The organism is Mesorhizobium waimense, assembly GCF_003601975.1.
Classification (GTDB): Bacteria; Pseudomonadota; Alphaproteobacteria; order Rhizobiales; family Rhizobiaceae; genus Mesorhizobium; species Mesorhizobium waimense.
Window position 1 is genome coordinate 1 of sequence record NZ_QZWZ01000024.1, and the last position, 23,616, is coordinate 23,616.

Sequence of the window (23,616 nt, forward strand, 5' to 3'; positions counted from 1 at the left end):
GCCACAACGAGAACCCCAAGCCATATCGATGGACCAAGTCCGCAGACGACATTCTCGCCTCCGTCAAACGCTTCTGCCAGAAGGCGGAACAATCCTTATGCCACGAAATTTAGATTCAGATGACTAGCGTAGTCACTCATCATGCGGTTGGCGACGTCGATGGCACCATCGACGCGATTGAAGCGCACTCAGAGACACCCGGCGCTAATGTCTATCTCGGCGCACAGGTGATGCGTCGTGGCCTAGCTCGTGGCTCACGCGGAACCGAAGCTGACATCGTTGCTGTCCTCGCGTTGGTGATCGACCTAGACGCAGATACCGGCAAGACCGGAGAAATGCCGGTTGAACCCAGCTACGTCATCGAGACCTCGCCCGGCAACTACCAGCCATTTATTATCTTCGATCGGCCACTATCCCGTGAGGAAGCTAAGCCGTTGGCGGTTGCACTCAAACGTGCGACTGGCTCCGACCATGGAACGGCCGACGTCGCGCATGTCTGGCGGATACCCGGCACCCATAACTGGCCGAACAAAAAGAAAATCGAACGCGGCCGGCCCTCGGACCCCGCAACCGTGACGGTCGACCTTGAGTGGGACGGCGAACTTACTTCGCTCGAGGAGCTTCGCACTGCTCTCCAACCGTGGATGACGGCGCCGGTAGATGGCAAGCAGGCCGCGATAGGCGAACTGCCGGAAGTCGATGGGATTGTGGTATCGGAAGATGCGGCGTCCATGCTTGCCGAGAATGACGTCGGCGATCGGTCGGAGCATGCATCACGCGTCGTGGAGCGTCTGGCATTCGAGGGCCACACCGCTGAAGAGGCGATGGCTCTCTTTCTTGCTGCGTCCGGCGATTGGCTCAAGCGGTACAAAACAGAAGCTTTAGCCCGCGCCGACTGCTCTCGGCTTTGGACGAAGTACGGGCAACAGCATGTGGACATGCGAGAAGCGGGCGCTCAAGCCGCCGCAGGTCTGGTAGTGCGTAAGGCGAAAGAAGTTCCCGAAGCGGCAAATGACAATTCTGCTGCAGCCGAGCCGCCGCGTCTTCTACCCGCGCTGCCATCGATGTGCCGGGATCCTTTCTCGCTCTCGAGTGCGGGTGGCATCTTGGCTGAGATTTCAGAATGGATCACCGAAACTGCGATTATTCCCGTCCCCGAACTTTCCCTCACGTCGGCCATTGCCTTACTTGGGGGCATGTTCGGTGACAGGGCGCTTGGCCCGACGCGAAGCGGTTTGAACCTCTACCTTGCGACCGTGATGGGCGTGGCCAGCGGCAAAGGTCATGCGCCGAAGAGCATCATCAGCCTGTCGTCAAGCGCGGGCAAGCCGGGCGCCGTCACGAACGGTGATCCGACCAGCTACGCTGCAATCGAGCGCATCCTCCGAAAGAACATCTCCACCGTCTGCGTCTTTGATGAGCTCGGCGTCACGCTACAAGATGTGAACAACAGGCACAAAAGCTCCGCGTCGGCGTCTATCCGCAAGTTCCTGTTGACAATTTATGACCAGGCCGACTCGACCTTTCACGGTCGGCAGTACGCGTCCTCGGAAACGAAGGGCGATGAGTCGCCGCTGATTGGCCCAGCCCTAACCATCCTCGGCATGACGACGCCGTCAACGCTGTACGCCGGCCTTTCGGATGAGTCGTTGAATGACGGCTTCCTCTCGCGCTTCGTCTTCATTGAAGGCGAAGGGCCTGAGACAGTTTCGGCGCCGAGATTGAACCGCTCCGTATCGTTGCCGAAGGAACTCATTGCGTCACTCAAGCGAGCATACGACAGTTTCCCCAAGGAGCCCAAGTCGGCCACGCAACTCTTCTCGCCGAAGTACCAGATACCGTTTGAGGGCGGCGAAGATGGAGAAGCGTATCGCCTATGGTCTGATGTGTTCCATTGGCAGCACTCAAAGGTATGGTCGGTTCGCGAATATCACGTGAACGGTCGCGCCGCTGAAAACACGATCCGTCTCGCGTCCATTCGTGCGGTCAGCCGGCAACCGAGCATGCCGTTCGTCTCGGCCGACGACGTTGAGTGGGGATGGGCCATCGTTCACCGGTCAATCTCGGTCATCACCGATGGCGTTGACCGCCACATGGCTGGGTCGATGGCCGAGTCGCTCCGCAAGGCTATCGTGCGCGCTCTTTCACAAGCCAAGGGAAAAACTCTGCCGTGGTCCCAACTGCTACAGCGTGAGGGCGTGAGTCAGGCCGACAGTGAGGACGTTGCCAAGTCGATCACGTGGCTTGTTGAAACCGGCAAAGTCGCGGACCTGAGCGGCAGGAGCAAACCCGGTGCTCGAGCCAGCTTCAAACTTTTGGAGGAATGAAAGTTGAGGCCCAACTTCAAAAGTTAGAGGGCTTTTTCTGCTGGCCAACTTTTGGAACTTTTGCCAACTTGTGAACCTGCCAAAAGTTCAGCGGCGGAAAAAACCTCATATAAATCAATAATATATAGGAGAATATATATATAATTATCTATTACTTTTGAACTTTTCCCAACGGATTGGGAATCTGGTTTTCCATAGCCTTAGACCCACCTTTCCCCCTGTCTGTCAAAGCGGTGGGAAAAGTTCAAAAGTTCAAAAGTTGCAAACGGAGGATCGAAATGGGTGAAGCAAAGCGGAGGCGAGAGAGGGCAGTTCCGACTGTCTACCACCATACGAGCCTGCTCCGAACCAACCTGATCTGGATGTCGGGTGTTATTGAGGTTGAGGGGAAATCAAAGGGTGCGATTCACCCAAAGCTCGGTGAGATAAAGACGGATTCCATAACCCGAAGGGCAATGAACGATTTCCCTGCTCTCGCCTGGTTCACAACGAAGCTTGATATTCCTAGGACGCTTACCGCCGGCGCCTCAATGTTCACCGTCGATAAAACAACCGGTGAGCGAAAAGAAATCAAGACAACATCAGATCACGTCAACGCTATGGCCCTTAATCGAATCGCCCTCGGGTTCCCTGTTGCGGACATCCCTGTTGTTCGGTGGACTAATCATCAAGGCTTCGCAACAAATGAGGGCAGGGAGCTTAATGAGTCAGCTCGCAGTGTCGGCGATGATCCCGACGATTGGTACGTGTCTGACGCTGCCGTCGACGTCCTCAGGGTGTCCGAGTTCTGGTACGCGAAAAGCATTTTGAATCCGAAACTCGAACGGTCTGACGCCTACATTAGCGACATCCGACGTATGGTCACGATGTGCAAACAAACGCCAGGATGCTTCATTCCGCCGTCATGGCTTAAGCCGGAAGAAGCGCAACAGTTGGCACGGCAGCTTGGGTTCCCGATAAGCCCCTAACATCAGCAGCCCCAGAACTTCCCTTGAAATCAGGAATCCAGATGCACTCTGCAATCCGAGCCGGCCAAATCAACGACGCAATGGCGCACGACCCCTACGAAGCTGCAAACGACAACCTCGCCGAAATGCAACAAGCAAAAACCACCGGGATGCCAGCGTCGGCAATTCTCGGATGGTTGTTCTCCCACGGCCATATCGGCCAGGACGAGCGAGACGCGGGCGAACACGTCATCAAATTGGCGTCCATAGCCCGTTCCAAACTCAACAGCCCAATCGTTCGCTACACTGCACGCACTGCCGATCGTAAGTGGCGCCAGGTCGAGGTTCAGCGTCACACCATTCGTCCGGCTCTCGACGCCTGCATTGCTGCCATCCGATACGACCCGCGCCGTAAGGCGGTTGTGCAAGCCTTGGTGGTCGATGAGACGAACACCGACCTAGACAACCCGCACCGCTGCGCGCAGGGCCTGGCCGACGTAGCGAGGCATCTCTGGGGTGGGAAGGCGACCGTCGAGCCCATCCTTGTGGCTGCGAACGACAACCAGCCTGCAGTCGATGCCGCGGAAGCAAGAGGCGGCATTTTCAGGACGTCCGATAATTTTCAGCGGATGCATACCGCGAAGCAGTTGGATGACGATGTGGAAACTAACGACGTGCTCCACGCGGCAGGGCTGCGGTACGAGCAAGACCACCACCTGGCAGGTCTTAATCCGCTCGGCGCTATCGACTACAGCCGCGTCAAAGTTGACCACGGCTCGTCGGAAGGAGTGCCCCGTCTGGTGACCGATGCACGTGAACGGTACAGGACCGCACGCTCATTGCTTGGATCGCGCTACGGTGCCGTAGTCGATGCCGTCGTCATTGAGGGCAAGTCATTAGGCCAGGTAGGAGCAGAAGTCACGAGGTTCAAGGACCGCGGCAAGGCAATCGCTGCTGCAGGCGAGCGATTGAACAGTGGGCTTCGTCTGTTGGCGCAGCGGTATGGGATTCTGCGGAAATGAAGGCTCCTTATAATTTCGATCACATTCGCTCCAAGAACGGCGAGCCGCTAACTGAGTGGTTCGTTCGGATCATCGAGTGGGCCATCTCTGAAAGCAAAGGCAGTCAGGGCCGAATAAGATACGCTCTTCACCAACTGGAGCGAATGGCCCGCGACGAGGGTATCGCTGAAGGGCGGAGGGAAGTTCAGGCTCGAATGGATATGGAGACGGCGAAGCTTCGCAAGCGGATTGCCGATCTCGATCTGTTCTTGAAAGCCTCGGTGTCAAGAATCGAAGCGGAGGAAGCGCGTCAGAAGGCGGCCGAGGGCATGCGCAACAGGGCGTCTGAGCGAGCAGAGACTAAACACGGCGTGCCCACCAACACCTCCGATGCAATCGACAATCTGTCGCTTCCGAAGCCTCTTTTCACCAACACAGTCAGGCCAAAATAACTCGTGCGCACCATGCGCATCTGATTTGATATTATGAATCAGGATCAAAAATTGCGGGTGGCGGAGACGCCGCCCGTTTTGCGTTTCGGTGCGCCCAACTCTGTGGTGACCGACCCTCCGCGAGCGATCAGCGGAGGGAAACAATCATTGCCGCATCGCGCGTTTCCCGCTGCGTTGTGGCATTCGCTTAGCCGTTGGAGCGGTGCTGGCGTAGCCGGCAGGACGGTCGGCGCGGTGCAAGGCCGCGAACAATTTATCAGAGGTATCCGTGCGCCCTGCCGAGCAGCTGATATACATGACCGAGCCCGCGCACTCTTAACGCCTCGAGCAAATCTGGGATTGGCGGCCAATTCGACCGGTACGAATTATTATCGGCGCCGGTATACAGACCTCCACCTGGACCTGTTGAGAGACCTCCTCCTACGCCTGTGTAAAGACCACCTCCCACTCCAGTGTAGAGCCCGCCACCTACGCCTGTGTAGAGACCACCCCCAACCCCTGTATAAAGGCCGCCACCAACGCCGGTATAGAGCCCGCCGCCCACGCCGGTGTATCGTCCGCCGCCCACTCCAGAGTAGGCGCCACCGCCCACTCCAGTATACATTCCGCCACCGACGCCGGTGTAAAGACCGCCACCTACGCCTGTATATTTATTTCGTGGCCACATGAATTTCGCTCCCTCGCAAAGCGCAGCAGAGCATTGATTTCTATGATTCGCAAGCATTCACATAGTGGCCGAACAGCAGAAGCCACAGAATATCGCCGCCTCTACTCAACTGCACGATGGCGCCAATTGCGACTGGCCAAGCTGTCGCAAGACCCGTTGTGCGAGTGGTGCCTAGAGCGAGAGGTAATCGAGCCTGCTACCGAGGTGCACCACGCCGACGGTGGCCATAAAGGCGACGTCACCAAGTTCTGGTCCGGTCCATTCATCAGTACATGCAAGCCATGCCACGCGAGCCGCGGGCAGCGTGAAGACAATGGGCAGCAGGTGATCAGGTTCTCGGCGTACGGCTGGCCGATCTGACGGGCTGGGGGGGGGTGATCAGCGACCTCCCGGACCGTGACCCCATAGACCGGTGCCCCCGCTTTCTGTGCGCATCCACAATTGAGAATATGACCCCAAGGAAGTGCCATGGCGAGGCCAAGAACGCCTCTCGCCAAAGCGGCGGTTGAGGCTAGCGACAAGAAGAACCCGAAACGGTTCAAGCAGCGTAGGGAGCCAAAAGCTGGCGGCCCACTAGGTGCTCCGCCGAAGTGGTTGATCGATACCGACACGAGCAAGGCCGCGTCGGCCTGGCTGCTGTTTCAGCGTGAGATTCCTTGGCTGACGCAATCTCATCGAATGCTTGTCGGCATGGCCGCGAACATTCAGGGGCGGATTATGGCGGGCCAGGACGTAGGTGTTCAGGCGATGAATCTGCTTCGGCAGTGCCTCGGGCAGATGGGTGCGTCGCCAGCCGATGCCAGCAAGATAACGGTGCCGGATGAAGGGGACGAGAAAGACGACCTCCTCGACTGAGGTAGCGCTGCGGCGTGTAAGCCAATACGCGCTGGACGTTCTAGACGGAAAGACCATAGCCGGACCGCACGTCCGGAATGCCTGCAAGCGTCACTTCGCCGATCTTGAGGCAGGCTTTGAACGCGGTCTTTCGTGGGATGATGAAGCGGCGAACCGGGTATTCCGTTTTTTCGAGGAGCGGCTGAAGCTCTCCGAGGGCCAATTCGACGGCAAGCCGTTCCTGCTGCATCCATCTCAAGCGTTCAAACTCGGCTCGATCTTTGGGTGGAAGAAGGCGGACGGCACTCGCCGATTCCGAACGGTCTACATCGAGGAAGGCAAGGGTAACGGCAAATCGCCATTTGCCGGCGGTGTCGGCCTGTATGGCCTCACCGCCGACAAGGAGTCTGGAGCGCAGATTTACGCAGCCGCGGCTAAAAAAGACCAGGCGCAGATCCTGTTTCAGGATGCGTGCAAAATGGTCCGGCAGGCGCCCGCTCTTCGAGATCGAGTAAAGTTTAGCGGCGGTCTCGGCAAAGAATTCAATATTGCCCACCACAGGTCGGGATCGTTCTTCAGGCCGATTTCAAAAGAAGCTGGCAAGACCGGCTCTGGCCCTCGGCCGCACTTCGCGCTCTGCGATGAGGTCCATGAGCACCCCGATCGCAGCATTATGGAAATGCTTCAGCGTGGCTTTAAGTTTCGTCAGAACCCGCTGCTGTTGATGATTACCAATAGCGGCAGCGATCGCAATTCCGTCTGCTGGGAAGAGCGCGATCGTGCCGTCAAGGTTCTTGCCGGCACACCGACGCCCGACGAGGACTTCACCTACGTTGGTGAAGTGTGGGAAGGCAGCGATAGCGTTTTCGCCTACGTGTGTTCGCTGGACAAAGACGATGATCCAATGACGGATCCGGCGTGCTGGATCAAGGCGAACCCGCTCCTCGGCACGATTTTAACAGAGGAATACCTCGCTGGCGTCGTGGCTGAAGCCCGTGCTGTCCCCGGCAAACTGAACAACGTTCTCCGCTTGCATTTTTGTGTGTGGACCGACGCCGATAAGGCATGGATGGCACGCGCGACGGTCGATGGCGTTATGTCGGATTGGCAATTGCCAGAAGGCGGCCCGCTCTTTCTCGGAATTGATTTATCCGGGACCAAGGACATGACCGTCGTTGCGTGTGTGCATCCCACAGGATTTAGGGAAATCACGCGAGACGATGGCGTGGCAGTTAGCCTGCCCACATACGACGCTTGGATTGAGGCGTGGACGCCAGGCGATACTCTTGCCGCGCGCGTAATGGCCGATAAGCAGCCGTATGATATCTGGGTTCGCGATGGATACCTGAACGCGCCTGAAGGACCACGGATTCGGCTCGACATCGTTGCAGCACGCGTCGCAGAACTGGACCGCCTCTACGACATCCAGTCGATAGCATACGACAACTATGCCTACTCGGCGTTCAAAGACGAGCTAGACGTTTTCGGCATCGATGCAGAGCAGTTACCCCATCCACAAGGTGGCAAGGTAAGGGCTCGACCATCTGAAGAGAAGATCGAAGCCGCCAAGGCAGCAGGCGAAAAGCCACCACTCGGCTTGTGGATGCCTGGGTCTGTTAATGAGGTTGAAAATCTCATTATCGACGGACGCATCAGGCTGAGGAAAAGCCCGGTTTTGATGTCCGCTCTTATGGGCGCGACGTTTAATCATCCGCCTGACCCTCATGGCAACCGATGGTTTGTAAAGACCCGTGCTTCCGTCCGTATAGATTCTGCTGTGGCCATCGCCATGGCTTGCGGCGCTGCTGCGGACAAGCCCGCAACTAAGGGTCCTACGTCACCGTGGGACGACCCTGATTTTTCGTTGGCCGCAGCGGCCTGAATTGGCGGAACAATGAATATTTTAGGTCTCGACATCCGCCGCAAATCGGCAAGCACGGCCAAAAACGCATTGGAATCGCGGGCAACCATTGAAAATCCAACCATCCCGGTGAGTGCCGAGAATTTCTTGGCATTCTTCGGAGTGCAGTCTGCAAATCTGCCGCATGTGACCATCGACCGGGCGCTAGCAGTGCCCGCGGTATGGGCTGCGGTGGCGTTTCTCTCAAGGACGCTGGCCGCTCTTCCGCGGCACGCCTATCGCGACACTAAGGATGGCGCAAAGCGCGTTGGAGGAAAGTTAGAGGCGGTCGTCAATGCGGCGCCGAATGATGGCATTGGATCGTTCGCCTTCTGGCAATGGTTTTGGCAGCAAGTCTTTACAGGCGGTCGCGGCCTTGCCTACATCGAGCGAACGCCTCAGGGCATTGACTCGCTCTGGCCGATGGATCCCGCGAAGGCCACGATCAAGCGCTCCGGGTTGAAAATTACCTACGCCTACGAGGGCAAAACATACGACGCGGCGGACGTCATCGATGTGCCCTTCATGCGGCGTAGCTGCGGCCTGAAACACTACGGCCCGATCGCGATGGCAGCCAAAGCTATCCAGCTCGCGATTGCCATGAACGATTACGGGAGCAACTTCTTCGCGGGCGGCGGTGTGCCACCTTTAGCGCTTGAAGGTCCGCTACCCGCTGGCGCGGAAGCGATAAAGCGTGCGCAGGCCGATATCAAGCGGTCTGTCGACGCAGCCAAGAATGCCAACGAACCAGTCTTTCCGATCCCTGCCGGCTACAAACTTACGCCGGTCGGTATCGATCCTGCGAAAGGGCAGATGGTTGAGGCGCGGCGCTTCCAGGTGGAAGAGATCGCACGCACATACCAATTGCCGACGGTGTTTCTGCAGGATCTCACCCACGGGACCATGGCCAACACCGAGCAGCAGAATCTGATGCTCGTGCAGCACCTCATTGGACAGTGGGCAAAGGCGCTGGAAGATGAGATCAATCTAAAATTCTTCGGGCGCTCAACAGGCAATCGGTACGTGTCGCACGTCCTCGACGGACTGCTCCGCGGTGACTTTGCATCTCGTATGGCAGGTTTGGCGAAGGCCGTGCAGAACGCTCTGATGACGCCGAATGAGGCGCGTGCTCTCGAGAACCGGCCGTCTATGCCGCATGGCGACGGGTTGTTCCTGCAAGGCGCAACCGCGCCACTCGGAACCGCGACGTACGGTCAGCAAAACAAGGTTGGTGCTGCTCTGCCAGCGAACGACAACGCCCAATCCGACGAAAATGATGAGGCCGAGGCGGCATGACGATTATTGAGAAACGCGGCGGCCTTCACGGGGTCGAGACGCGCGCCGACGACGGCAAAAAGACGCTTATCGGTTACGCCGCTATCTTCAACAGCGACACAACCATTGGCGACTACTTCGTGGAGCGAATCGACCCTCATGCGTTCGATGGTGCGCTCAAGTCAGACGTACGCGCCCTGGTCGACCACGACACGGGTAGGGTAATCGGCCGTACGAAGTCCGGCACACTGCGCCTAACAGTCGACAACCGCGGCCTCAAGGTCGAAATCGACGTTCCGGATACCGTGGACGGTCGCGATCTGTGGACGCTGGTCGAGCGTGGCGACATCAGCGGTATGTCATTCGGCTTCAGGGTCACCAAGCAGGAGTGGGACGAGACTGGCGACATGCCCGTCCGCACCGTTCTTGAGGTTGAACTCTTCGAAGTGAGCGCGTGCGCCTTTCCGGCATATGACGACACGACACTTGGTGTTCGGTCGCTTGAGGCTGCCCGTGAAGTGGCGGAAAAGCTGAAGAAGGACGCCGAAAAGCGCGCCGCTGATGCAGCGGCTGCGAAGAGGCGCGTTGCGGAGCGTGAAGCGCTCCAAGAGCAGAGAATTCGGGGCATCCGGCAGGACGCTCCGTAGTCACCCCGGCAAAGCCGGGAGGGCCGGACGAAACGTCCTGCCATTTCAACCCCAGACGGGCTCGCTTCGGCGGGCCTTTTTTATTGCCCGAAAGGTAATTTAATGACTCTCAAGGAATTGAACGAAAAGCGCGGCACGCTTGTTGCTCAGGCGCGCGAAGCGCTCGACGCCATCAAGAAGAACACCGATGACGCCCGCGCGGCAGAGCTTGATGCTCGCCACGACGCCATCATGGCCGATTTCGACAAGATTGAAGCCACGATCGCCCGCGAAGAGCGTATGACTGCGGCTGAGGCACGCCTCAACGCCAGGGCCGATGAAGAGCGTCGCAATCGTCGTCCGAATGGCTCTGACACCGAGCAGCGCGGCCAGGACGAGGGCGAGGCGCTCGAGTATCGCCATGTCTTCCACAAATTCATCGCTTCGGGCGGCGACCATGCCTCACTGAGCGGCGAGGAGCGTGCGATCTTGCGCGCCGGCATAGCCTCGAAGGACGTGGAAAAGCGCATCCAGACCGCAGGCACTACTACCGCAGGCGGATATACGGTCCCGGTTGAGCTCGAAAACGTCATCATCGAATCGATGAAGGCGTGGGGTCCGATGTACGACGAGGACATCTGCACGGTTATGTCTACGGCGTCAGGCAACCAGATTAATCTGCCGACCGTTGACGATACGGGCGTTCCCGCCGTGAAACACACCGAGGGTACCGCTCTCACCGACGACGGCGGCTCCGATGCCACGTTCGGCCAGAAGCGTCTCGACGCTTACATGTATGACACCGAATTCGTTCGGTTCTCATACGAACTGGCCCAAGACTCCATCTTCAATATGGAGAACCTACTCGGCGGTCTGCTCGGCAAGCGTCTCGGTCGCATTGCGAACAACGAACTCACTGTCGGTGACGGCACGGGCGATCCTAACGGCATCGTTACGGCATCCAGCCTCGGCAAGACCGCCGCGGCAGTCGCTGCGGTTACCTATGACGAGATCATTGACCTCGTGCACTCGGTCGACCCGGCCTATCGCCAGTCGCCAAAAGTGCGCTTCATGTTCAACGATCTGACGCTGGGCGCCCTTCGGAAACTGAAGGACGGTGATGGTCGATACATCTGGACCATGGGCGACGTGCAGACCGGTGTGCCAGGTAACATCATCGGCTACCGCTATTCAATCAACCAGGCCATGGCCAATCTCGCTACCGGAAACAAGACCATGATCTTCGGTGACTTCGGCGCGTACTTCGTCCGCAAGGTCGGCTCGCCGGTTATCGGCGTGCTTCGCGAACGCTTCTGGCCCGACCTTGGCATTGCTGGTCTCATTCGCTTCGACGGCGAACTCGGCGACACAGCCGCGGTCAAGCATCTGATCCAGGCGTAATTTTAACGGGGCGCTCGAAAGGGCGCCCTCAAACTCTGGAGAAGATGCATGTCTTATAATCAAATTGGCCATCGCAATAGCGATAGCGTAGAGGTAGTGGCAGGCCAGGTTGCCGTCACGCAGATCACCTCGATTACCACTGGCGTCACCGTCGACGCTTACTCTGGTGTCATTACCACTGTCAGCCAGACCGTCGCGGCTGCAGGCGAAGCAGATATTGTCGTGACGAACAGCAAGGTTGCGGCCACGGATGTGATCGTTGCCTGCATCAAGACGCACACCTCTGCGGGCTCATTCATTGCGGCGGTTTCGGCCGTAGCGGCTGGATCGTTTACGCTGCGACTGACCAACCTTCACGCCTCGGCTGCCGGCGACAACGTACTTGTCATCAACTTCCTTGTTCTCAAGGCTACCGCTTAGTGCTGGTGAGGCTACTCGTCGGCTTGTCTGGCTCCGCGTTTTCGCTTGGCCCAAACGACGAGTACGACTTCCCGCAGGATGAGGCGATACGCCTTATCTCTGCGGGCTTTGCTGCCCCTGTGTCTGAACAAAAGATTGAGCGCGCGGTCGCCGTGCCTGTAGCGGAGAAGCGCGGGAGGCGCGGCAATAATGTGGTACACGCCAACAGTGTCGGTGGCGCCAACTAGTGAGCCGGTAAGCCTGGTTGAGGCGAAGCGGCATGCGCGCGTCGACGCAACCTATGATGATGATTATCTAACAGACCTGATTTCTGTAGCGCGCAACCACGTTGAAAAGTACTGCGGTGCGGCTCTAGCGACGCAAACGGTTGTGGTTAAGGCAGACGCCTGGAGCGATTTTACTAATTTATCAGTCTTTCCGGTTCAGTCGATTGCGTCGATTGCCTACGTAGACGCAGTTGGCGTCACCCAGACGCTTGACGCTGCGGTGTACGAACTTCGCGGCGACGCAATCATCTTGAAATACGGCCAATCGTGGCCATCGGTGCAAACTGGGTCGCTTATTACGGTTACTGCCGTTATCGGCGCTACTGCTGTTGAACCGGCGGTGAAGCACGCAATCCTTATACGCCTTGCCGACCTTTATGAAAGTCGCGGTAGCGAAGACGAGTCCGGCTGGACTGCCTTCGATGCGCTGCTGAGCAACCATCGATATTATTAGGCGCCGCGGCGCAAATAAGGAAAACAAATGGCAGACCTTACGATTACCGCCGCGTCCGTGGTGACTGGCGGCAATGGCGCGATTGAGCATGGCACTGCGGGCGAGACTATCGCCGCAGGCAAGGCCGTCTATCTCGCGGCCACCAACAAATGGATGCTGGCCGATTCCAATTCGGCTACCGCGCTTGCGCGCAGGGCCACCGGCATTGCGCTTAATGGCGCCTCGCTGAATCAGCCCGTCACTGTGCAGAAGTCTGGCAACATCACCATCGGCGCAACAGTGGTTGCCGGCACAGCTTACTACCTCTCCGACACGCCTGGCAGCATTTGCCCGCTCGCTGATGTGGGCACGGGTGAATATGTCTGCCTGATCGGTATTGCCTCCTCGGCAACCGTTATTGGTATCGATATTCAGTTTCCGAACGTCGCGCTGTAGTCAATGGCTGTCCGCGGCTCGAGAGAGGCGTCGGCTGCGATGCGGGAACTGTCTAGGCAGATAGCGGTGCCGCTTGGTGCCACCTCTCGTTTTGCGCTGCAGCCAACGCTTAGGGCAGCAAAGGCCAACGTTAGGGCTCTGCCGCTCAAGGAGAGCACAGGGACGCTGGCCGCCTCACTCGTTATCAAGCAGAAGCCGAGGACGTCGAAGGTCAATCCGACCTTTCAGGTTGGACCCAATGCTGCCGTACAGCGCGCCACGCAATACGGTTCGCGGCGCCCGGTTAGGTATGCGCATCTTATCGAATTCGGCACGGCGCCGCACTACCAGCCTGAACGCGGAGCAGTCCATCCTGGCACAAGACCTATGCCGTTCTTAACGCCGGCATACTTCGCCACGCGCGAGGATGTGGTTAAGCGGTTCGGCCAGAAGATCGGCCCAGAGATGGAAAAGCGCGCGGCTAAGCTGGCGAAAAAGGCGGGCAAGACATGACTGGTGCCGGCGATCTCGATAGGCGCATAGAACTACAAAGCGCGACTATTAACAACAGCGCTGACTACAACGAGGAAGTGCTGACGTGGGCAACCTATGCCTCGCCATGGGCGAAAATGGAGTTCCACTCTTCCACCGAAAGTGAAGCGTCCGCCAGACAGTATGCTGAGATGGGTCTGTTTTTTACCATTCGTTGGCGTCCCGGCGTTGACCCCAAGCATCGGCTCATCTTCGAAGATGGCACATACGAAATCCTCGGGCGTCCGCGCGAAATAGGGCGGCGCCAGTTCCTTAAATTGCAGGCGAGGTTGATCGAATGAAACTCTCCGCTAATCCCAAGAGCCCGCACTACGTTCGCGATCTCATTGGTCATAATCGCATCCTCTTGCACGGCGTCGACATGAGGGACGTAACCTTCGCTAACGATGAGGCGGGATACATAATTCGCACAAAACGCGATGACAAAGGAAACCTTGTTACCAAGGGTAACCTAATCGTCCACGAAAGGGTGTACGGCGCCGTCCAGATAATCGATCTGAGGCAGCAATGAGCGCCGTATCGCTGACGGTTAATGCGCTCTTGGAAGACGCTGGAATTGGCGCTCTAGTCGCAAGGCGGGTAGTTCCTTATCCGATACCGCTGAAGATGTCTTTGCCAGCGATCGCTGTAGCGATGAATGCCGAAGCGGAAACATATTTGCTTGCCGGAGCATCGCAATATCCGGAAACCTCAGTGCAAATACACTGCATTGCTACAAAAGCCGGTGAAGCCACCGACCTTGGCGAAGCGGTTAAGGTGGCGCTGCGCGATCTGCACTACACGACGGGCGGAGCCGATGCCTTGTTCAGCAAGGAGCCGCTAGATTTCACCGACTTTGCCGACGATTTGTCGACGCATAGGCGCGTGATGAGCTTCGCCGTTCGCTGGCGATAAAACCGCGCCCTGGCGCTCCCATCCTAACAGAAAGAACGTACTATGACTGCAACGACTGGCAAGGCTGGCCGTAGCGCCAAGCTCAAGATGGGCGACGGTGGCGGCCCGGAAATTTTCACGGCGGTTGCTAATATCGCCAGCGTGACTGGTCCGAATGAGACCATGACCATGCTTGACGGTACGCATCTGGATTCCGGCGAGTTCACGGAAAAGATCCCCGGCATGAAAGACGGCGGGCAGGTCGCTATGAACTGCCACTTCGATCCGACAAATGCGACGCATGACGCATCGACCGGTCTCAAAAAGAAGTTTGACGACAAGACCCTTACGAATTTCCAGATCGACCTGACTGCCATCTGGGCCACGAACAACCTTATCTCCTTTGCGGCCTACGTGAACCTTGGTCCGATTCAGATTGCACCGAATGAAATCATCACGCGCGAGGTGACACTAGAGGTCTCTGGTGCCGTTACATGGAGCACTGCGGCGTAATGGCTAATAGGCACCTTGGAGAAGTCGCGGCTGATGAATTCGGCAACGGCTGCGTCATCCGGCTAGATATGGATGGGCTGGCGCGCATAGAGGAAGAGTACGGCGAGTTCACTTGGGCGCCGCGGCTCTATAATGGACTGTCTATGGTGTCGGCGGTCAAAATCCGCACCGTCCTTAATCTCGCGCTGCGCAACAATAAAGGCACGTTGTTCTTGGCAGGCGGCTCGCTGCCGTCCTGGCCTACCGATAAGCCGCTGGCGCCGCTGGCCAAGAAGTGCCAGGACGCGCTTACGTTATTTATCTACGGCAAGTCCTATGATGAGTGGCAGGCGCAGCCGGTGGTCGAGGAGGAGGATGCGGACGCGGACCCCAAGGACGGCGCGGAGGTCTTGTAGCCGAGGCCCTTAAGGCTGCCTACCGCGCCGAAGTACCAATTGGCGAGTTCTGGTCATCAACGTACTATGCGATCGAGCAACGTGTCATAGCATACCATGAGCGTGTGTTTCGTGGCCGTTGGACAGAGGCTTGGTGTAGCGCCAAACTAATTGCGATGGCCTATCACGACCCTAAGAAACTACCCGGTTCACCAGACACGTATTGGCAAAAACCAGTCGCGCCCGAATTGGCGTTGGCTGCTGCATTCGGCCGCCCTGGTGGGATAAAATGAGGTTAAGTCGTGGCTGCAACAGTCGGTTCTATTTCTATTGATTTGAGCACGAATGCGGCCAAATTCGCCACTGGCTTCAAGTCGGCTGCGAACACGGTTGATCAGCAGTCCGGCAGGATGGCGAAATCGATTGCCAACATTGAGAAGAACACACTACGTGCGGCCGGGACGCTGAAGAACTTCGGCGCTGGCCTTGCCGCTGGCGCTGGTCTTGCCGCGCTCGCCTCTCTGGGCGGGGCCTTCGATAAGCTCAAGCAGACGATTTCCGAATACGACGAGATCGCGACCAACGCCAAAACGACTGGACTGAACACAGATACCTATCAGGCGCTCGCCTTCGCTGCACAGAAAGCAAACATCAGCCAGGAAAGCTATAATTCCGCGCTGAACATTTTCGCCAAGAACGCCGGGCTGGCAGCGATAGGACAGGGCGCGCTCTATTCGGGCCTGAAGAAACTCAATCCCGAACTGCTACAAAACATTCTCAACACGAAGGATCAGGAAGAGCGCCTAAAACTGGTCGCCGATGCGATGGCGCAGACCAGCGATGCGACAGAGAAGGCCGCGCTTTCGGCTGCTATCTTCGGAAAGGGCGGCGTCGAGATTGCGCGCATTCTTGAGGACGGCAGAAAGTCCATTGATGACTTCAGGGAGTCGGCCAAGAAACTGGGGGTTATCATCCCGGAGGACTTACTTGAGCGGGGCAAAGAACTAGACGCCGTGCTTGACGATCTATCCAAAATTATACACGTCCAACTTGGCGAGGCGCTAATTAATCTGGCCCCTGTCCTTCTGGGTGCAACGACTGGCTTCTCCGACTTCTCGAAGGAGTTGAACAAAACTGCGGCGGATATAAATGCATTCCTTGAAAATCCGAGTCTGGCCAATTTTGCCAAGCTCTTTGGCAAGGGCGGGATTCAGAATGTCCTACAGGGCTGGTCTGACTTTGGCGCTGGAATGCCAAAGGTTCAGGAGCAGATCAAGGAAGTCGAGGAGACCCTCATTGATCTAAAGCGGCAGGCCGCTGAGGGTGTCGATGTCCGTCTAGATACAGCGCTTGCTATGGACAAGCTGCAGGCTCTTCGCGAGATGTTGGCCGATATCGATTCCGCTGCATCCAAGCTTGCGAGAGCTGATTTTGCGCAGGCGTTCCGGGCTTCTGAAAACGCCTCTATGGCCGCGTTGGAGGCAATGCAGAAAGCGGCTGGGTCTACGACGAACAACCTGCCGAAGGTTACCCGCTACGGCGGCGATCCGGACAAGATAGAACTCCCCGGCAACACTTCCAGCGTGCAGAAGAACGCCAACGATTCCGGCGTCAACCTGACAAAGTATGGAGGCGAAACAGCCGACAACACCGAGGAGACGGCCGGCAATGTCTCAAGGCTTGACAGCAACACGAAGACCTATCTGGAGAGCCTGAGCAAGGACATGGGCCAATACTCGGCCCAGCAGATCCAGGCACAGAGCATCGTCATCAACAGCCTGAAGGACGTCACCGCACAGACGTTCGGCCTGCTGTCCTCATCGATCCTTGCTGCGCTGGTCCACAACAATGATAGCGGCGCGACCGGCACTGGCGACACCATGTTCGGCGATGCATTCGATTCACAATATGGCAGCTACATTTCAAGCTGGGGCGTCGGCAAGTTAAAGCGCCCGTCATATCAGCTTTCTTCCACGGCAACCGATGGCAGTTCCAACACATCCGTCAATGTTCAGCAGCCTGGCACCAACATAACGTTGAACTACCAGGCGGCGGCGGGTGAGAGCGAAGGCACGGCCCGTCAGCGATCCCGCCAGATGTATGACGAGCTAACCCTGCAGGCGTCGAGGGCATAATGGTCGATACTGTCGCAATCAACAACAAGTTCGCCCTCGACGCAAGGATGGGGCCGTCTTTCCAGACGACCGTCATCGCCTTGATGGGCGGATATGAGGACCGCAATCAGGACTGGCAAGTCGCGCTCTGGCGCTACGATGTCTCCCTGAACCATCGCCCGCTGTCTGAGATCAGAGCTTTCCTTTCGCATATTCTGGGCCGGCGCGGAGCCGCCAACTCCTTCCCGTTGCGCGACCCGCTGGACAACACTCTCACGGACGAGAATATCGGGACAGGTGACGGCGTAACCGCAGCCTTCCAGATCAAGAAGACCTATTCCGATTCCGACCGCCCCTATGTGCGGCCGATCACCATCGTTTCCAACCTGGTAGTGAAGGTGGCAGGGGTGACAAAAACTGTCACCACGCACTACACGCAGACCGATGGCGTGATCACCTTCACCGGGGGCAATATCCCGACTGCCGGGCAGGCAATTACGGTCTCCTGCGACTGGCTTGTCCGCGTCCGATACATGGCGGATTACAATCCTATTTCCCTTCCTATTGGGCCGGACACCGCGACGCCATTTGCTTCGGCTGGCCCTTTCACCTTGATGGAAGTTCTCCGGTGAGAGTTACCCTGTCTGGACTCAAGGCCGCGATGGCCTCAACGCCGCATACCTTGGGGTGGCTTGGCCAATTCGTCTTTGCGGATGGAACAACAATCCGCGTCTCGGGAACGGGTCAGGACCAGTCATTCAATTCCCAGACGTGGACGAAAGATAAAAGCTTCAAGGGCTCGACGCTCAAGTTCCAGGGCGATGGCTCGGTCCCGGATGGTGATGTCACGGCGCCTGCCGCAATCTCGGATGCGTACGATTCGGAAGATGTCTATGCCGGAACGTTCGAAGGCATGGAAATCACGCTTTATCTGGTGAGTTTCAACAGCCCGTCAGATGGAGGGATGATGCAGCTTGGCCCTTATCCCGTCTCCGAGATCAATTATGACGACAGGGGAAGGGTAGCTGTTTTCGAGGTTCGCGGCATCCTTCAGCGCGCAAAGGAAATCACAGTCGAGGAACTATCGGTTTCCTGCCGCTCCGACCTCGGCGATATGCGTCCGGGATACTGCAATGTCCCGCTTTATCCGGATGATGTGGCGCGTAGCACAGCGTATGCCGTTGGAGATTATGTCCGTGCCTTGGACGCTGGCGACTATCACAACCGCATGTTCGTCTGCACCACAGCAGGAACGACAGCCGGCAGTGCGCCAGCCTATAACTATACAGTCGCGGCGACCACAGCGGACGGGACTGCCGTGTTCGCTGCCCAAGAGGCATGGGTGCGCTCGGGCGTTGTCGCCACGGTTTCAGATGACAGCGATTTCACCGGCACGCTTACCGAAGGCCGCGCTGTGGATGGCTGGTTTACGAACGGCGTCATCAAGTGGACATCTGGCCTTAATGCCGGACTCTACAATCAGGTCCGTGTCTGGACGCAATCGACATCTCGCATTCAGCTTTGGGGCGCGGCTCGCTGGACAGTGGCCGTCGCTGACACGTTCGAGATTGTTCCCGGTTGCGACAAGACAGATTCAATGTGTCGCCTCCGCTTCTTGAACAAAATCAATTTTCGCGGCGAAGACATGTTGCCTGGTCAGGCCTTTCTGAATGGAGCAGGGCAGTAAATGTCATTTAAACTTGGACGCTGGGCCGGATGGGAAACGCCAGCCGCACCGATCGTTCCGGAAACACCCGATGTTCAGGTCACGCTGCCGACCTCGGCTTATGGCCAAACCATCCCGGTTGTCTACGGCAAGTGCCGGCTGCCTGCGGCTTATATCTGGGTGCCGCCAATCCTGACGGTCACCTCAACCCATATCGAGTATTGGGACACGATCACCTCGACTACGGCTAAGATGTCGGCCCGCCTCCGCTTCGCTCGCCCGCTCGTTCCGAATTCGACATGGACGATGCGTAAGCTCTACGCGAACGGCAAGCTCGTTTATGATGGCTCTATCGGCTATCGGCAAAAGGGGCTGAAGTTCACCACTTACGACGGCAGAAGCACTCAGCCGCGCGACCCGACCATGGTCAGCGAAGAGGGAGAAGTCAACGTTTCTGCCCATCGCGGCTATCTCGATATTGTCGTCAAGGATTTCGACATCATCGGGCTCGGTGCCCCGCCAGTCTTTGAGGCCGAATGGATTCAGGACGGCGCGACGACCCACGACTATGAAAGCTTCACCACGCTGTCGAGCGGAGTTGTGAATTTCATTGTACCGGTCTGGGAAGATCTGGAGTTTTACGGCTATACCCAATCTGGCCAGTTCATCAGGCGGTTTTCTCTCGGCGCGCTGCAGGAATTTTATACCATCTCGCCTGTGGGTGGCTTCGAGGTTCTGTTCGACGGCTGGCGCTACAGCCGCGCATATGACCGCTTGTTTTACATGGGACAAACAGGCGCCGGCCATTGGCGCCTGCTTGTCCGCGATGCGCAAAGCGGTGCAGTCGTCGCCACCAGCGACACAGTTGGAACCGTTCTTGCCTTGATGGGCGTGACATGCCTGATCGAAATCGGCGAGGGCGCAATCTATGCCGGATCGACCGATGACCAGCAACTATTCTGCTACTACTACAAGGCATCAGCGACCGAGACGCTGACGCTTGCGACCGAGACCGCCGCAAGTTGGGGAGGGTACGCAAGCATTCAATGCCTGACGCCAGGAGCAAACAGGGGCAATGAGGCCGACGTCTGGGTTTGCGCTGACAATTATCTGGTAAAGGTCACATTCACGGCTCTAGGCACTATCAAGAGCACAACCGTTGTCGCCACTCTGGCGGATGATCTCCGCTATGCGGTCTATGATGACGGCGATGTCGTGGTCTGGACAGATGCAGGCACAGTCAAGCGGATCAATGGAACGACCGGGGCTGTCGAGTTCACCAAGACAGTCCCATACCAAATCGAAGTCGTTACCTCTCGTATCCTTGGCGACCCCGATCTTCATCGGCTGACCGACGAACTGTATTACGTCACAGGAAGCACGAGTTATTTCACCAATCTCGACACCGGCCTCACGCGTTCTGTTACAGGCGCGACGAGCAACCCCCAGCTTTATTACTACGATGGTCAGACCGACACGCTGCTGACCAGGACACCGGTCTTTGGCGTGCCGCAGCGCATGCGGATCATCTCGGATGATGGAACGCAGCGGCAGCTGGAAGACTTTCTAGTGGCGCTGATGGAGGCTGGCGGGTTCGACTCCTCGGAAATCGAAGTCATCAACGTGGACGACGTTATCGATGGCGCTGTCGTGGATGTCACGGCCGGAGTTAGAGATATAGCCCGTTCGGTGTGTGAGCCTTATTCAATCGCGATATTCGAACGTGCCGGACAGATCATTTTCAAGCGGGCGTTTACCGATGGTGCTTTTGCCATCGATGCGACGATCTCTTCGGCGGGGGATATCTCCGACAGCGGCGGCCAGGCGATCAAGGCGCGCCGCTATAATCCAGAGGAATTCATCGCGCGGGTTGCTATCAGCTATCGCGACCCGGCCGAGATTTACCAGGAGCGACCGCAGTTCGGCGAGATACCTTCATTGCCGCTACCAGTTGCACCAGCCGACCAGGCTGTAAAACTCAGCATGCCGATCATTGTCGACGCCGATACGGTCAAGATCCTCGCCACTCAGAAGGTAAACAGGCTGGCCATTGAGCGTCACGAATTCCAGATGACGCTGAGGGCTAAATATGCCGATCTTGAGCCGGAAGATGTCATCCGCTTCACCTTCGCCAACCGCACGATCACCGCGCGGATTCTGGAATGCACGGTACGCCCGGACTACATGATCGACATAACGGCGACAGAATTCCTGTCCAGCGTGTCCGTCTCGATCTCAGGCGCCACAGGAAATCCGACAGAGCCCAACCCAGTCGGCACGCCGGAAAGCCGCTACTACCATCTCGACATTCCGCTGCTGTCTGATGCCGACGATCTCGCTGGGAGCGGGCTCGTTCAGTACCATGTCCTCGCCTCTGCCGGACAGCCCTACTGGGACGGGGCGACGCTTTACCGAAAGGATGCGACAGGACAGTATCAGCAAGTCGCCGGACAGGTCACCAACGGCCTTGTCGGTATTGCGCTGGAGGCTCTGCCAGATTGGGGTATTCCATACGTCACGGAATTTTCTCGATCATTTGATCTGGCGATCTTCTCGGGTGACACCGATCTTCTGACCTCCGCGACCTATCTGGAAATGATGAACGGCGCCAACTTCTTCGCCATTGGCCAGCCGGGGCGGTGGGAAGTCTGTCAGGTAATAACCATCACCAACAATGGAGATGGCTCTTACACCTTTGAGGGCCTCCGCCGCGGACGGAAGTCGTCGGAGGAATACACTGGCCTCCATGCGGCGGGCGACTTTGTCGTCTGGTTGTCCGAGGACAACGTCCAGAATATCGAATATTCGATTGCGTCTTTGGATGAAGCGTTCGACTTCAAGTCCGTCGGACTTGGCGGCTCCCTGGCTGCGACAGCCGCGGTTAATCGAACTGTGACCGGAGAGGCCGAGAAGATTCCGAAGCCGTGCCAATTGAATGCTACCGTGGCTGGTTCGGATATTGCTCTGGATTGGGTGCGCAGGGCGCGCGTTGGAGATTATTGGTCCGACGACGGAGACTATACCGCTCCATTAGCCGAGACGCTTGAGCAGTACATCGTCAGGATCAAGAACGGTCCCGGTGGCTCCATTCTGCGCACTTTCACCGTCGATGATGCGACGACCAAAACCTACCTCGCCGCAAACATCGCGACCGACTTCGGATCGATCCCGGACCAACTCACTTTCGATGTGAGGCAGGTCTCAGGAACCGGTGTTATCTGCCCGAGCCGCGAAGCAACTATCGACCTTTAGGAGCCTTCATGGCACATGATCTGAACATCCCGGCCATCGCTGATGGCCAGGCCGATAGCCAATGGCAAACCAGCAATGATGGTGACGCCGCGCTCGGCAATGCGCTTGCGGATATCTATACGGTCGACTTCTCTGCCGGCAACGTTACGCTTACATCTGTGCAGTTCCGCTCGGCAATGACGTTTGTGCCGAGCGGCCTGTCGGCCACGAGGGCACTCACAGTCCCCGCCGTCAAGCGAGCTTTGTTTTTCGTCCACAATACCGATGCGAGTGACTCAATTACGGTCACAAGGGGTGCGACGACCGTCTCCGTACCGGCCGGAAGACTTGGCACATTCTACACTGACGGCACGGCCAACGGGCTTGTTGGAAGTGTTGCAACAACGGGTGTATCAGGCGACGTTGTCGGCCCCGCAAGTGCAACCGATGGTGCGTTCGCACAATATGATGGTGCGACCGGCAAACTGCTGAAGGACGGCATGTCCAAGGCGACTGCCGCGCAAGTCAGATCCGCGACAACCGACAAGGTTCTTACCTCGGATCTTATCGAAAGTGCCTCGGCGCTAGTGACGCTGACAGACGGTGCGAACATCTCGCTTGACTGGGATGCGGGCATCAATCGGGCGCTAACCATCGGAGGCAACCGGACACTCGACAACCCCACTAACGGCCAACCGGGGACGTGGCGAACAATTATCATCACGCAGGACGGTACGGGCACGCGAACGCTGGTCTATGGCAACCAGTATAAATTCCCAGGCGGGACAGAGCCGGTCCTGACGACGGCTGCCGCCTCGGTCGACGTGCTGAACATTCTGTGCGTCACTACGAGTAATTTTTACGTGTTTGTCGCCAACGATATGAAGGTCTGACATGCTGCCGGGTTTCGCGAGCGGAATTCGCGTCGGTGGCATTCGGGCGCTATCGATATCTGGCACTCCCGTCACGACAGCAACAGAGGATTCTGCCTACGCCGGCTTCACGGCTGTGGCGAGCGGCGGGACACTGCCCTACACCTATTCGCTGGTCGGCTTGTGGCCGCCTGGCATTACGGTCAATTCAGGCAGCGGTGCAGTATCGGGTACGCCAACGACACCGGGGACTTATGCCAGCCTGTCGGTGCGCGTCACCGATGGCGTGGCCGCTACGGCCGATCTGGCCGCATTCACGATCACAGTTGCTGTCTCCGGCGCCACCAGCCAGGCAATGACACCCTCCGCATACGTCAACAGCAACGGTCCTCGCCAGTCGATGTTGCCTGGCACGTTCATCAACGAGGCATGATTTA

General features: G+C 57.6%; 23 protein-coding genes. All 23 read left to right on the forward strand.

The genetic code is table 11. From position 1 onward, the window contains the following. The first annotated feature begins 119 nt into the window (after positions 1-119). The 23 genes from D3227_RS25615 (at position 120) to D3227_RS25745 (ending at position 23,612) form a co-directional block, all read left to right on the forward strand. Positions 120-2,327 carry a DNA-primase RepB domain-containing protein gene (locus D3227_RS25615; RefSeq protein WP_120017065.1) on the forward strand — a complete coding sequence of 736 codons (2,208 nt, stop codon included), beginning with the start codon at positions 120-122 and terminating at the stop codon, positions 2,325-2,327. Positions 2,328-2,605: 278 nt separating this feature from the next. Next, complete coding sequence (locus tag D3227_RS25620) at positions 2,606-3,295, forward strand: hypothetical protein (RefSeq protein ID WP_120017066.1); 690 nt, start codon at positions 2,606-2,608, stop codon at positions 3,293-3,295. Positions 3,296-3,336: 41 nt separating this feature from the next. Beyond that, positions 3,337-4,296, forward strand: a complete 960-nt coding sequence (locus tag D3227_RS25625) for a hypothetical protein (RefSeq protein WP_120017067.1) — start codon at positions 3,337-3,339, stop codon at positions 4,294-4,296. Further along, positions 4,293-4,727 carry a hypothetical protein gene (locus tag D3227_RS25630; protein ID WP_120017068.1) on the forward strand — a complete coding sequence of 145 codons (435 nt, stop codon included), beginning with the start codon at positions 4,293-4,295 and terminating at the stop codon, positions 4,725-4,727. Before D3227_RS25625 ends, D3227_RS25630 begins: the two co-directional genes overlap by 4 nt. 1,261 nt (positions 4,728-5,988) lie before the next feature. Then, positions 5,989-6,249 carry a hypothetical protein gene (locus D3227_RS25645; RefSeq protein WP_245451876.1) on the forward strand — a complete coding sequence of 87 codons (261 nt, stop codon included), beginning with the start codon at positions 5,989-5,991 and terminating at the stop codon, positions 6,247-6,249. Beyond that, complete coding sequence (locus D3227_RS25650; protein WP_120017072.1) at positions 6,215-8,110, forward strand: terminase large subunit; 1,896 nt, start codon at positions 6,215-6,217, stop codon at positions 8,108-8,110. The genes D3227_RS25645 and D3227_RS25650 overlap by 35 nt, the downstream gene beginning before the upstream one ends. Before the next feature lie 12 nt (positions 8,111-8,122). Further along, the gene (locus D3227_RS25655; protein WP_120017073.1) at positions 8,123-9,424 is read left to right on the forward strand and encodes a phage portal protein; all 1,302 of its coding nucleotides are present in this window, start codon (positions 8,123-8,125) and stop codon (positions 9,422-9,424) included. Then, positions 9,421-10,050: an HK97 family phage prohead protease gene (locus D3227_RS25660; protein ID WP_120017074.1), complete on the forward strand. Its 630-nt coding sequence runs from the start codon at positions 9,421-9,423 to the stop codon at positions 10,048-10,050. Before D3227_RS25655 ends, D3227_RS25660 begins: the two co-directional genes overlap by 4 nt. Positions 10,051-10,152: 102 nt before the next feature. After that, positions 10,153-11,430 (forward strand): phage major capsid protein, encoded by a 1,278-nt coding sequence (locus D3227_RS25665; RefSeq protein WP_120017075.1) that lies wholly within the window; start codon positions 10,153-10,155, stop codon positions 11,428-11,430. Between the two features lie 48 nt (positions 11,431-11,478). Further along, positions 11,479-11,850, forward strand: coding sequence for a hypothetical protein (locus D3227_RS25670; protein WP_147377675.1), 372 nt, complete (start codon positions 11,479-11,481; stop codon positions 11,848-11,850). Between the two features lie 189 nt (positions 11,851-12,039). Then, positions 12,040-12,570: a head-tail connector protein gene (locus tag D3227_RS25680; RefSeq protein WP_120017078.1), complete on the forward strand. Its 531-nt coding sequence runs from the start codon at positions 12,040-12,042 to the stop codon at positions 12,568-12,570. A gap of 27 nt (positions 12,571-12,597) precedes the next feature. After that, positions 12,598-13,005: a hypothetical protein gene (locus D3227_RS25685; RefSeq protein ID WP_120017079.1), complete on the forward strand. Its 408-nt coding sequence runs from the start codon at positions 12,598-12,600 to the stop codon at positions 13,003-13,005. Positions 13,006-13,044: 39 nt separating this feature from the next. Continuing rightward, positions 13,045-13,497, forward strand: a complete 453-nt coding sequence (locus D3227_RS25690; protein ID WP_147377676.1) for an HK97 gp10 family phage protein — start codon at positions 13,045-13,047, stop codon at positions 13,495-13,497. Continuing rightward, the gene (locus tag D3227_RS25695; protein WP_120017081.1) at positions 13,494-13,817 is read left to right on the forward strand and encodes a phage head closure protein; all 324 of its coding nucleotides are present in this window, start codon (positions 13,494-13,496) and stop codon (positions 13,815-13,817) included. Before D3227_RS25690 ends, D3227_RS25695 begins: the two co-directional genes overlap by 4 nt. A gap of 226 nt (positions 13,818-14,043) precedes the next feature. Next, positions 14,044-14,430: a tail completion protein gp17 gene (gp17, locus tag D3227_RS25705; RefSeq protein ID WP_120017083.1), complete on the forward strand. Its 387-nt coding sequence runs from the start codon at positions 14,044-14,046 to the stop codon at positions 14,428-14,430. A gap of 42 nt (positions 14,431-14,472) precedes the next feature. Next, on the forward strand, positions 14,473-14,922 hold the full coding sequence (locus tag D3227_RS25710; protein ID WP_120017084.1) for a phage tail tube protein: 450 nt from the start codon (positions 14,473-14,475) through the stop codon (positions 14,920-14,922). Continuing rightward, the gene (locus D3227_RS25715) at positions 14,922-15,317 is read left to right on the forward strand and encodes a hypothetical protein (protein ID WP_120017085.1); all 396 of its coding nucleotides are present in this window, start codon (positions 14,922-14,924) and stop codon (positions 15,315-15,317) included. Before D3227_RS25710 ends, D3227_RS25715 begins: the two co-directional genes overlap by 1 nt. Before the next feature lie 281 nt (positions 15,318-15,598). After that, the gene (locus tag D3227_RS25720) at positions 15,599-17,431 is read left to right on the forward strand and encodes a hypothetical protein (RefSeq protein ID WP_120017086.1); all 1,833 of its coding nucleotides are present in this window, start codon (positions 15,599-15,601) and stop codon (positions 17,429-17,431) included. Next, positions 17,431-18,042 carry a DUF2460 domain-containing protein gene (locus tag D3227_RS25725; protein ID WP_120017087.1) on the forward strand — a complete coding sequence of 204 codons (612 nt, stop codon included), beginning with the start codon at positions 17,431-17,433 and terminating at the stop codon, positions 18,040-18,042. The genes D3227_RS25720 and D3227_RS25725 overlap by 1 nt, the downstream gene beginning before the upstream one ends. Next, a complete protein-coding gene (locus tag D3227_RS25730; RefSeq protein ID WP_120017088.1) occupies positions 18,039-19,097 on the forward strand; it encodes a DUF2163 domain-containing protein in 1,059 nt (352 codons plus the stop codon). Before D3227_RS25725 ends, D3227_RS25730 begins: the two co-directional genes overlap by 4 nt. Continuing rightward, on the forward strand, positions 19,098-22,328 hold the full coding sequence (locus tag D3227_RS25735) for a phage tail protein (protein WP_120017089.1): 3,231 nt from the start codon (positions 19,098-19,100) through the stop codon (positions 22,326-22,328). 8 nt (positions 22,329-22,336) lie between these two features. Beyond that, complete coding sequence (locus tag D3227_RS25740; RefSeq protein ID WP_120017090.1) at positions 22,337-23,200, forward strand: hypothetical protein; 864 nt, start codon at positions 22,337-22,339, stop codon at positions 23,198-23,200. Between the two features lies 1 nt (position 23,201). Continuing rightward, a complete protein-coding gene (locus D3227_RS25745) occupies positions 23,202-23,612 on the forward strand; it encodes a putative Ig domain-containing protein (RefSeq protein WP_120017091.1) in 411 nt (136 codons plus the stop codon). Positions 23,613-23,616 lie beyond the last annotated feature (4 nt).

What these genes read in the sequence shown, in the direction of transcription:
- D3227_RS25745 (WP_120017091.1), top strand. Translation starts at nt 23,202, where the DNA reads ATGCTGCCGGGTTTCGCGAGCGGAATTCGCGTCGGTGGCATTCGGGCG.
- D3227_RS25690 (WP_147377676.1), top strand. Translation starts at nt 13,045, where the DNA reads ATGCGGGAACTGTCTAGGCAGATAGCGGTGCCGCTTGGTGCCACCTCT.
- D3227_RS25715 (WP_120017085.1), top strand. Translation starts at nt 14,922, where the DNA reads ATGGCTAATAGGCACCTTGGAGAAGTCGCGGCTGATGAATTCGGCAAC.
- D3227_RS25740 (WP_120017090.1), top strand. Translation starts at nt 22,337, where the DNA reads ATGGCACATGATCTGAACATCCCGGCCATCGCTGATGGCCAGGCCGAT.
- D3227_RS25670 (WP_147377675.1), top strand. Translation starts at nt 11,479, where the DNA reads ATGTCTTATAATCAAATTGGCCATCGCAATAGCGATAGCGTAGAGGTA.
- D3227_RS25630 (WP_120017068.1), top strand. Translation starts at nt 4,293, where the DNA reads ATGAAGGCTCCTTATAATTTCGATCACATTCGCTCCAAGAACGGCGAG.
- D3227_RS25625 (WP_120017067.1), top strand. Translation starts at nt 3,337, where the DNA reads ATGCACTCTGCAATCCGAGCCGGCCAAATCAACGACGCAATGGCGCAC.
- D3227_RS25655 (WP_120017073.1), top strand. Translation starts at nt 8,123, where the DNA reads ATGAATATTTTAGGTCTCGACATCCGCCGCAAATCGGCAAGCACGGCC.
- D3227_RS25685 (WP_120017079.1), top strand. Translation starts at nt 12,598, where the DNA reads ATGGCAGACCTTACGATTACCGCCGCGTCCGTGGTGACTGGCGGCAAT.
- D3227_RS25620 (WP_120017066.1), top strand. Translation starts at nt 2,606, where the DNA reads ATGGGTGAAGCAAAGCGGAGGCGAGAGAGGGCAGTTCCGACTGTCTAC.
- D3227_RS25615 (WP_120017065.1), top strand. Translation starts at nt 120, where the DNA reads ATGACTAGCGTAGTCACTCATCATGCGGTTGGCGACGTCGATGGCACC.
- D3227_RS25695 (WP_120017081.1), top strand. Translation starts at nt 13,494, where the DNA reads ATGACTGGTGCCGGCGATCTCGATAGGCGCATAGAACTACAAAGCGCG.
- D3227_RS25660 (WP_120017074.1), top strand. Translation starts at nt 9,421, where the DNA reads ATGACGATTATTGAGAAACGCGGCGGCCTTCACGGGGTCGAGACGCGC.
- D3227_RS25665 (WP_120017075.1), top strand. Translation starts at nt 10,153, where the DNA reads ATGACTCTCAAGGAATTGAACGAAAAGCGCGGCACGCTTGTTGCTCAG.
- D3227_RS25735 (WP_120017089.1), top strand. Translation starts at nt 19,098, where the DNA reads ATGTCATTTAAACTTGGACGCTGGGCCGGATGGGAAACGCCAGCCGCA.
- gp17 (WP_120017083.1), top strand. Translation starts at nt 14,044, where the DNA reads ATGAGCGCCGTATCGCTGACGGTTAATGCGCTCTTGGAAGACGCTGGA.
- D3227_RS25650 (WP_120017072.1), top strand. Translation starts at nt 6,215, where the DNA reads ATGAAGGGGACGAGAAAGACGACCTCCTCGACTGAGGTAGCGCTGCGG.
- D3227_RS25710 (WP_120017084.1), top strand. Translation starts at nt 14,473, where the DNA reads ATGACTGCAACGACTGGCAAGGCTGGCCGTAGCGCCAAGCTCAAGATG.
- D3227_RS25680 (WP_120017078.1), top strand. Translation starts at nt 12,040, where the DNA reads ATGTGGTACACGCCAACAGTGTCGGTGGCGCCAACTAGTGAGCCGGTA.
- D3227_RS25725 (WP_120017087.1), top strand. Translation starts at nt 17,431, where the DNA reads ATGGTCGATACTGTCGCAATCAACAACAAGTTCGCCCTCGACGCAAGG.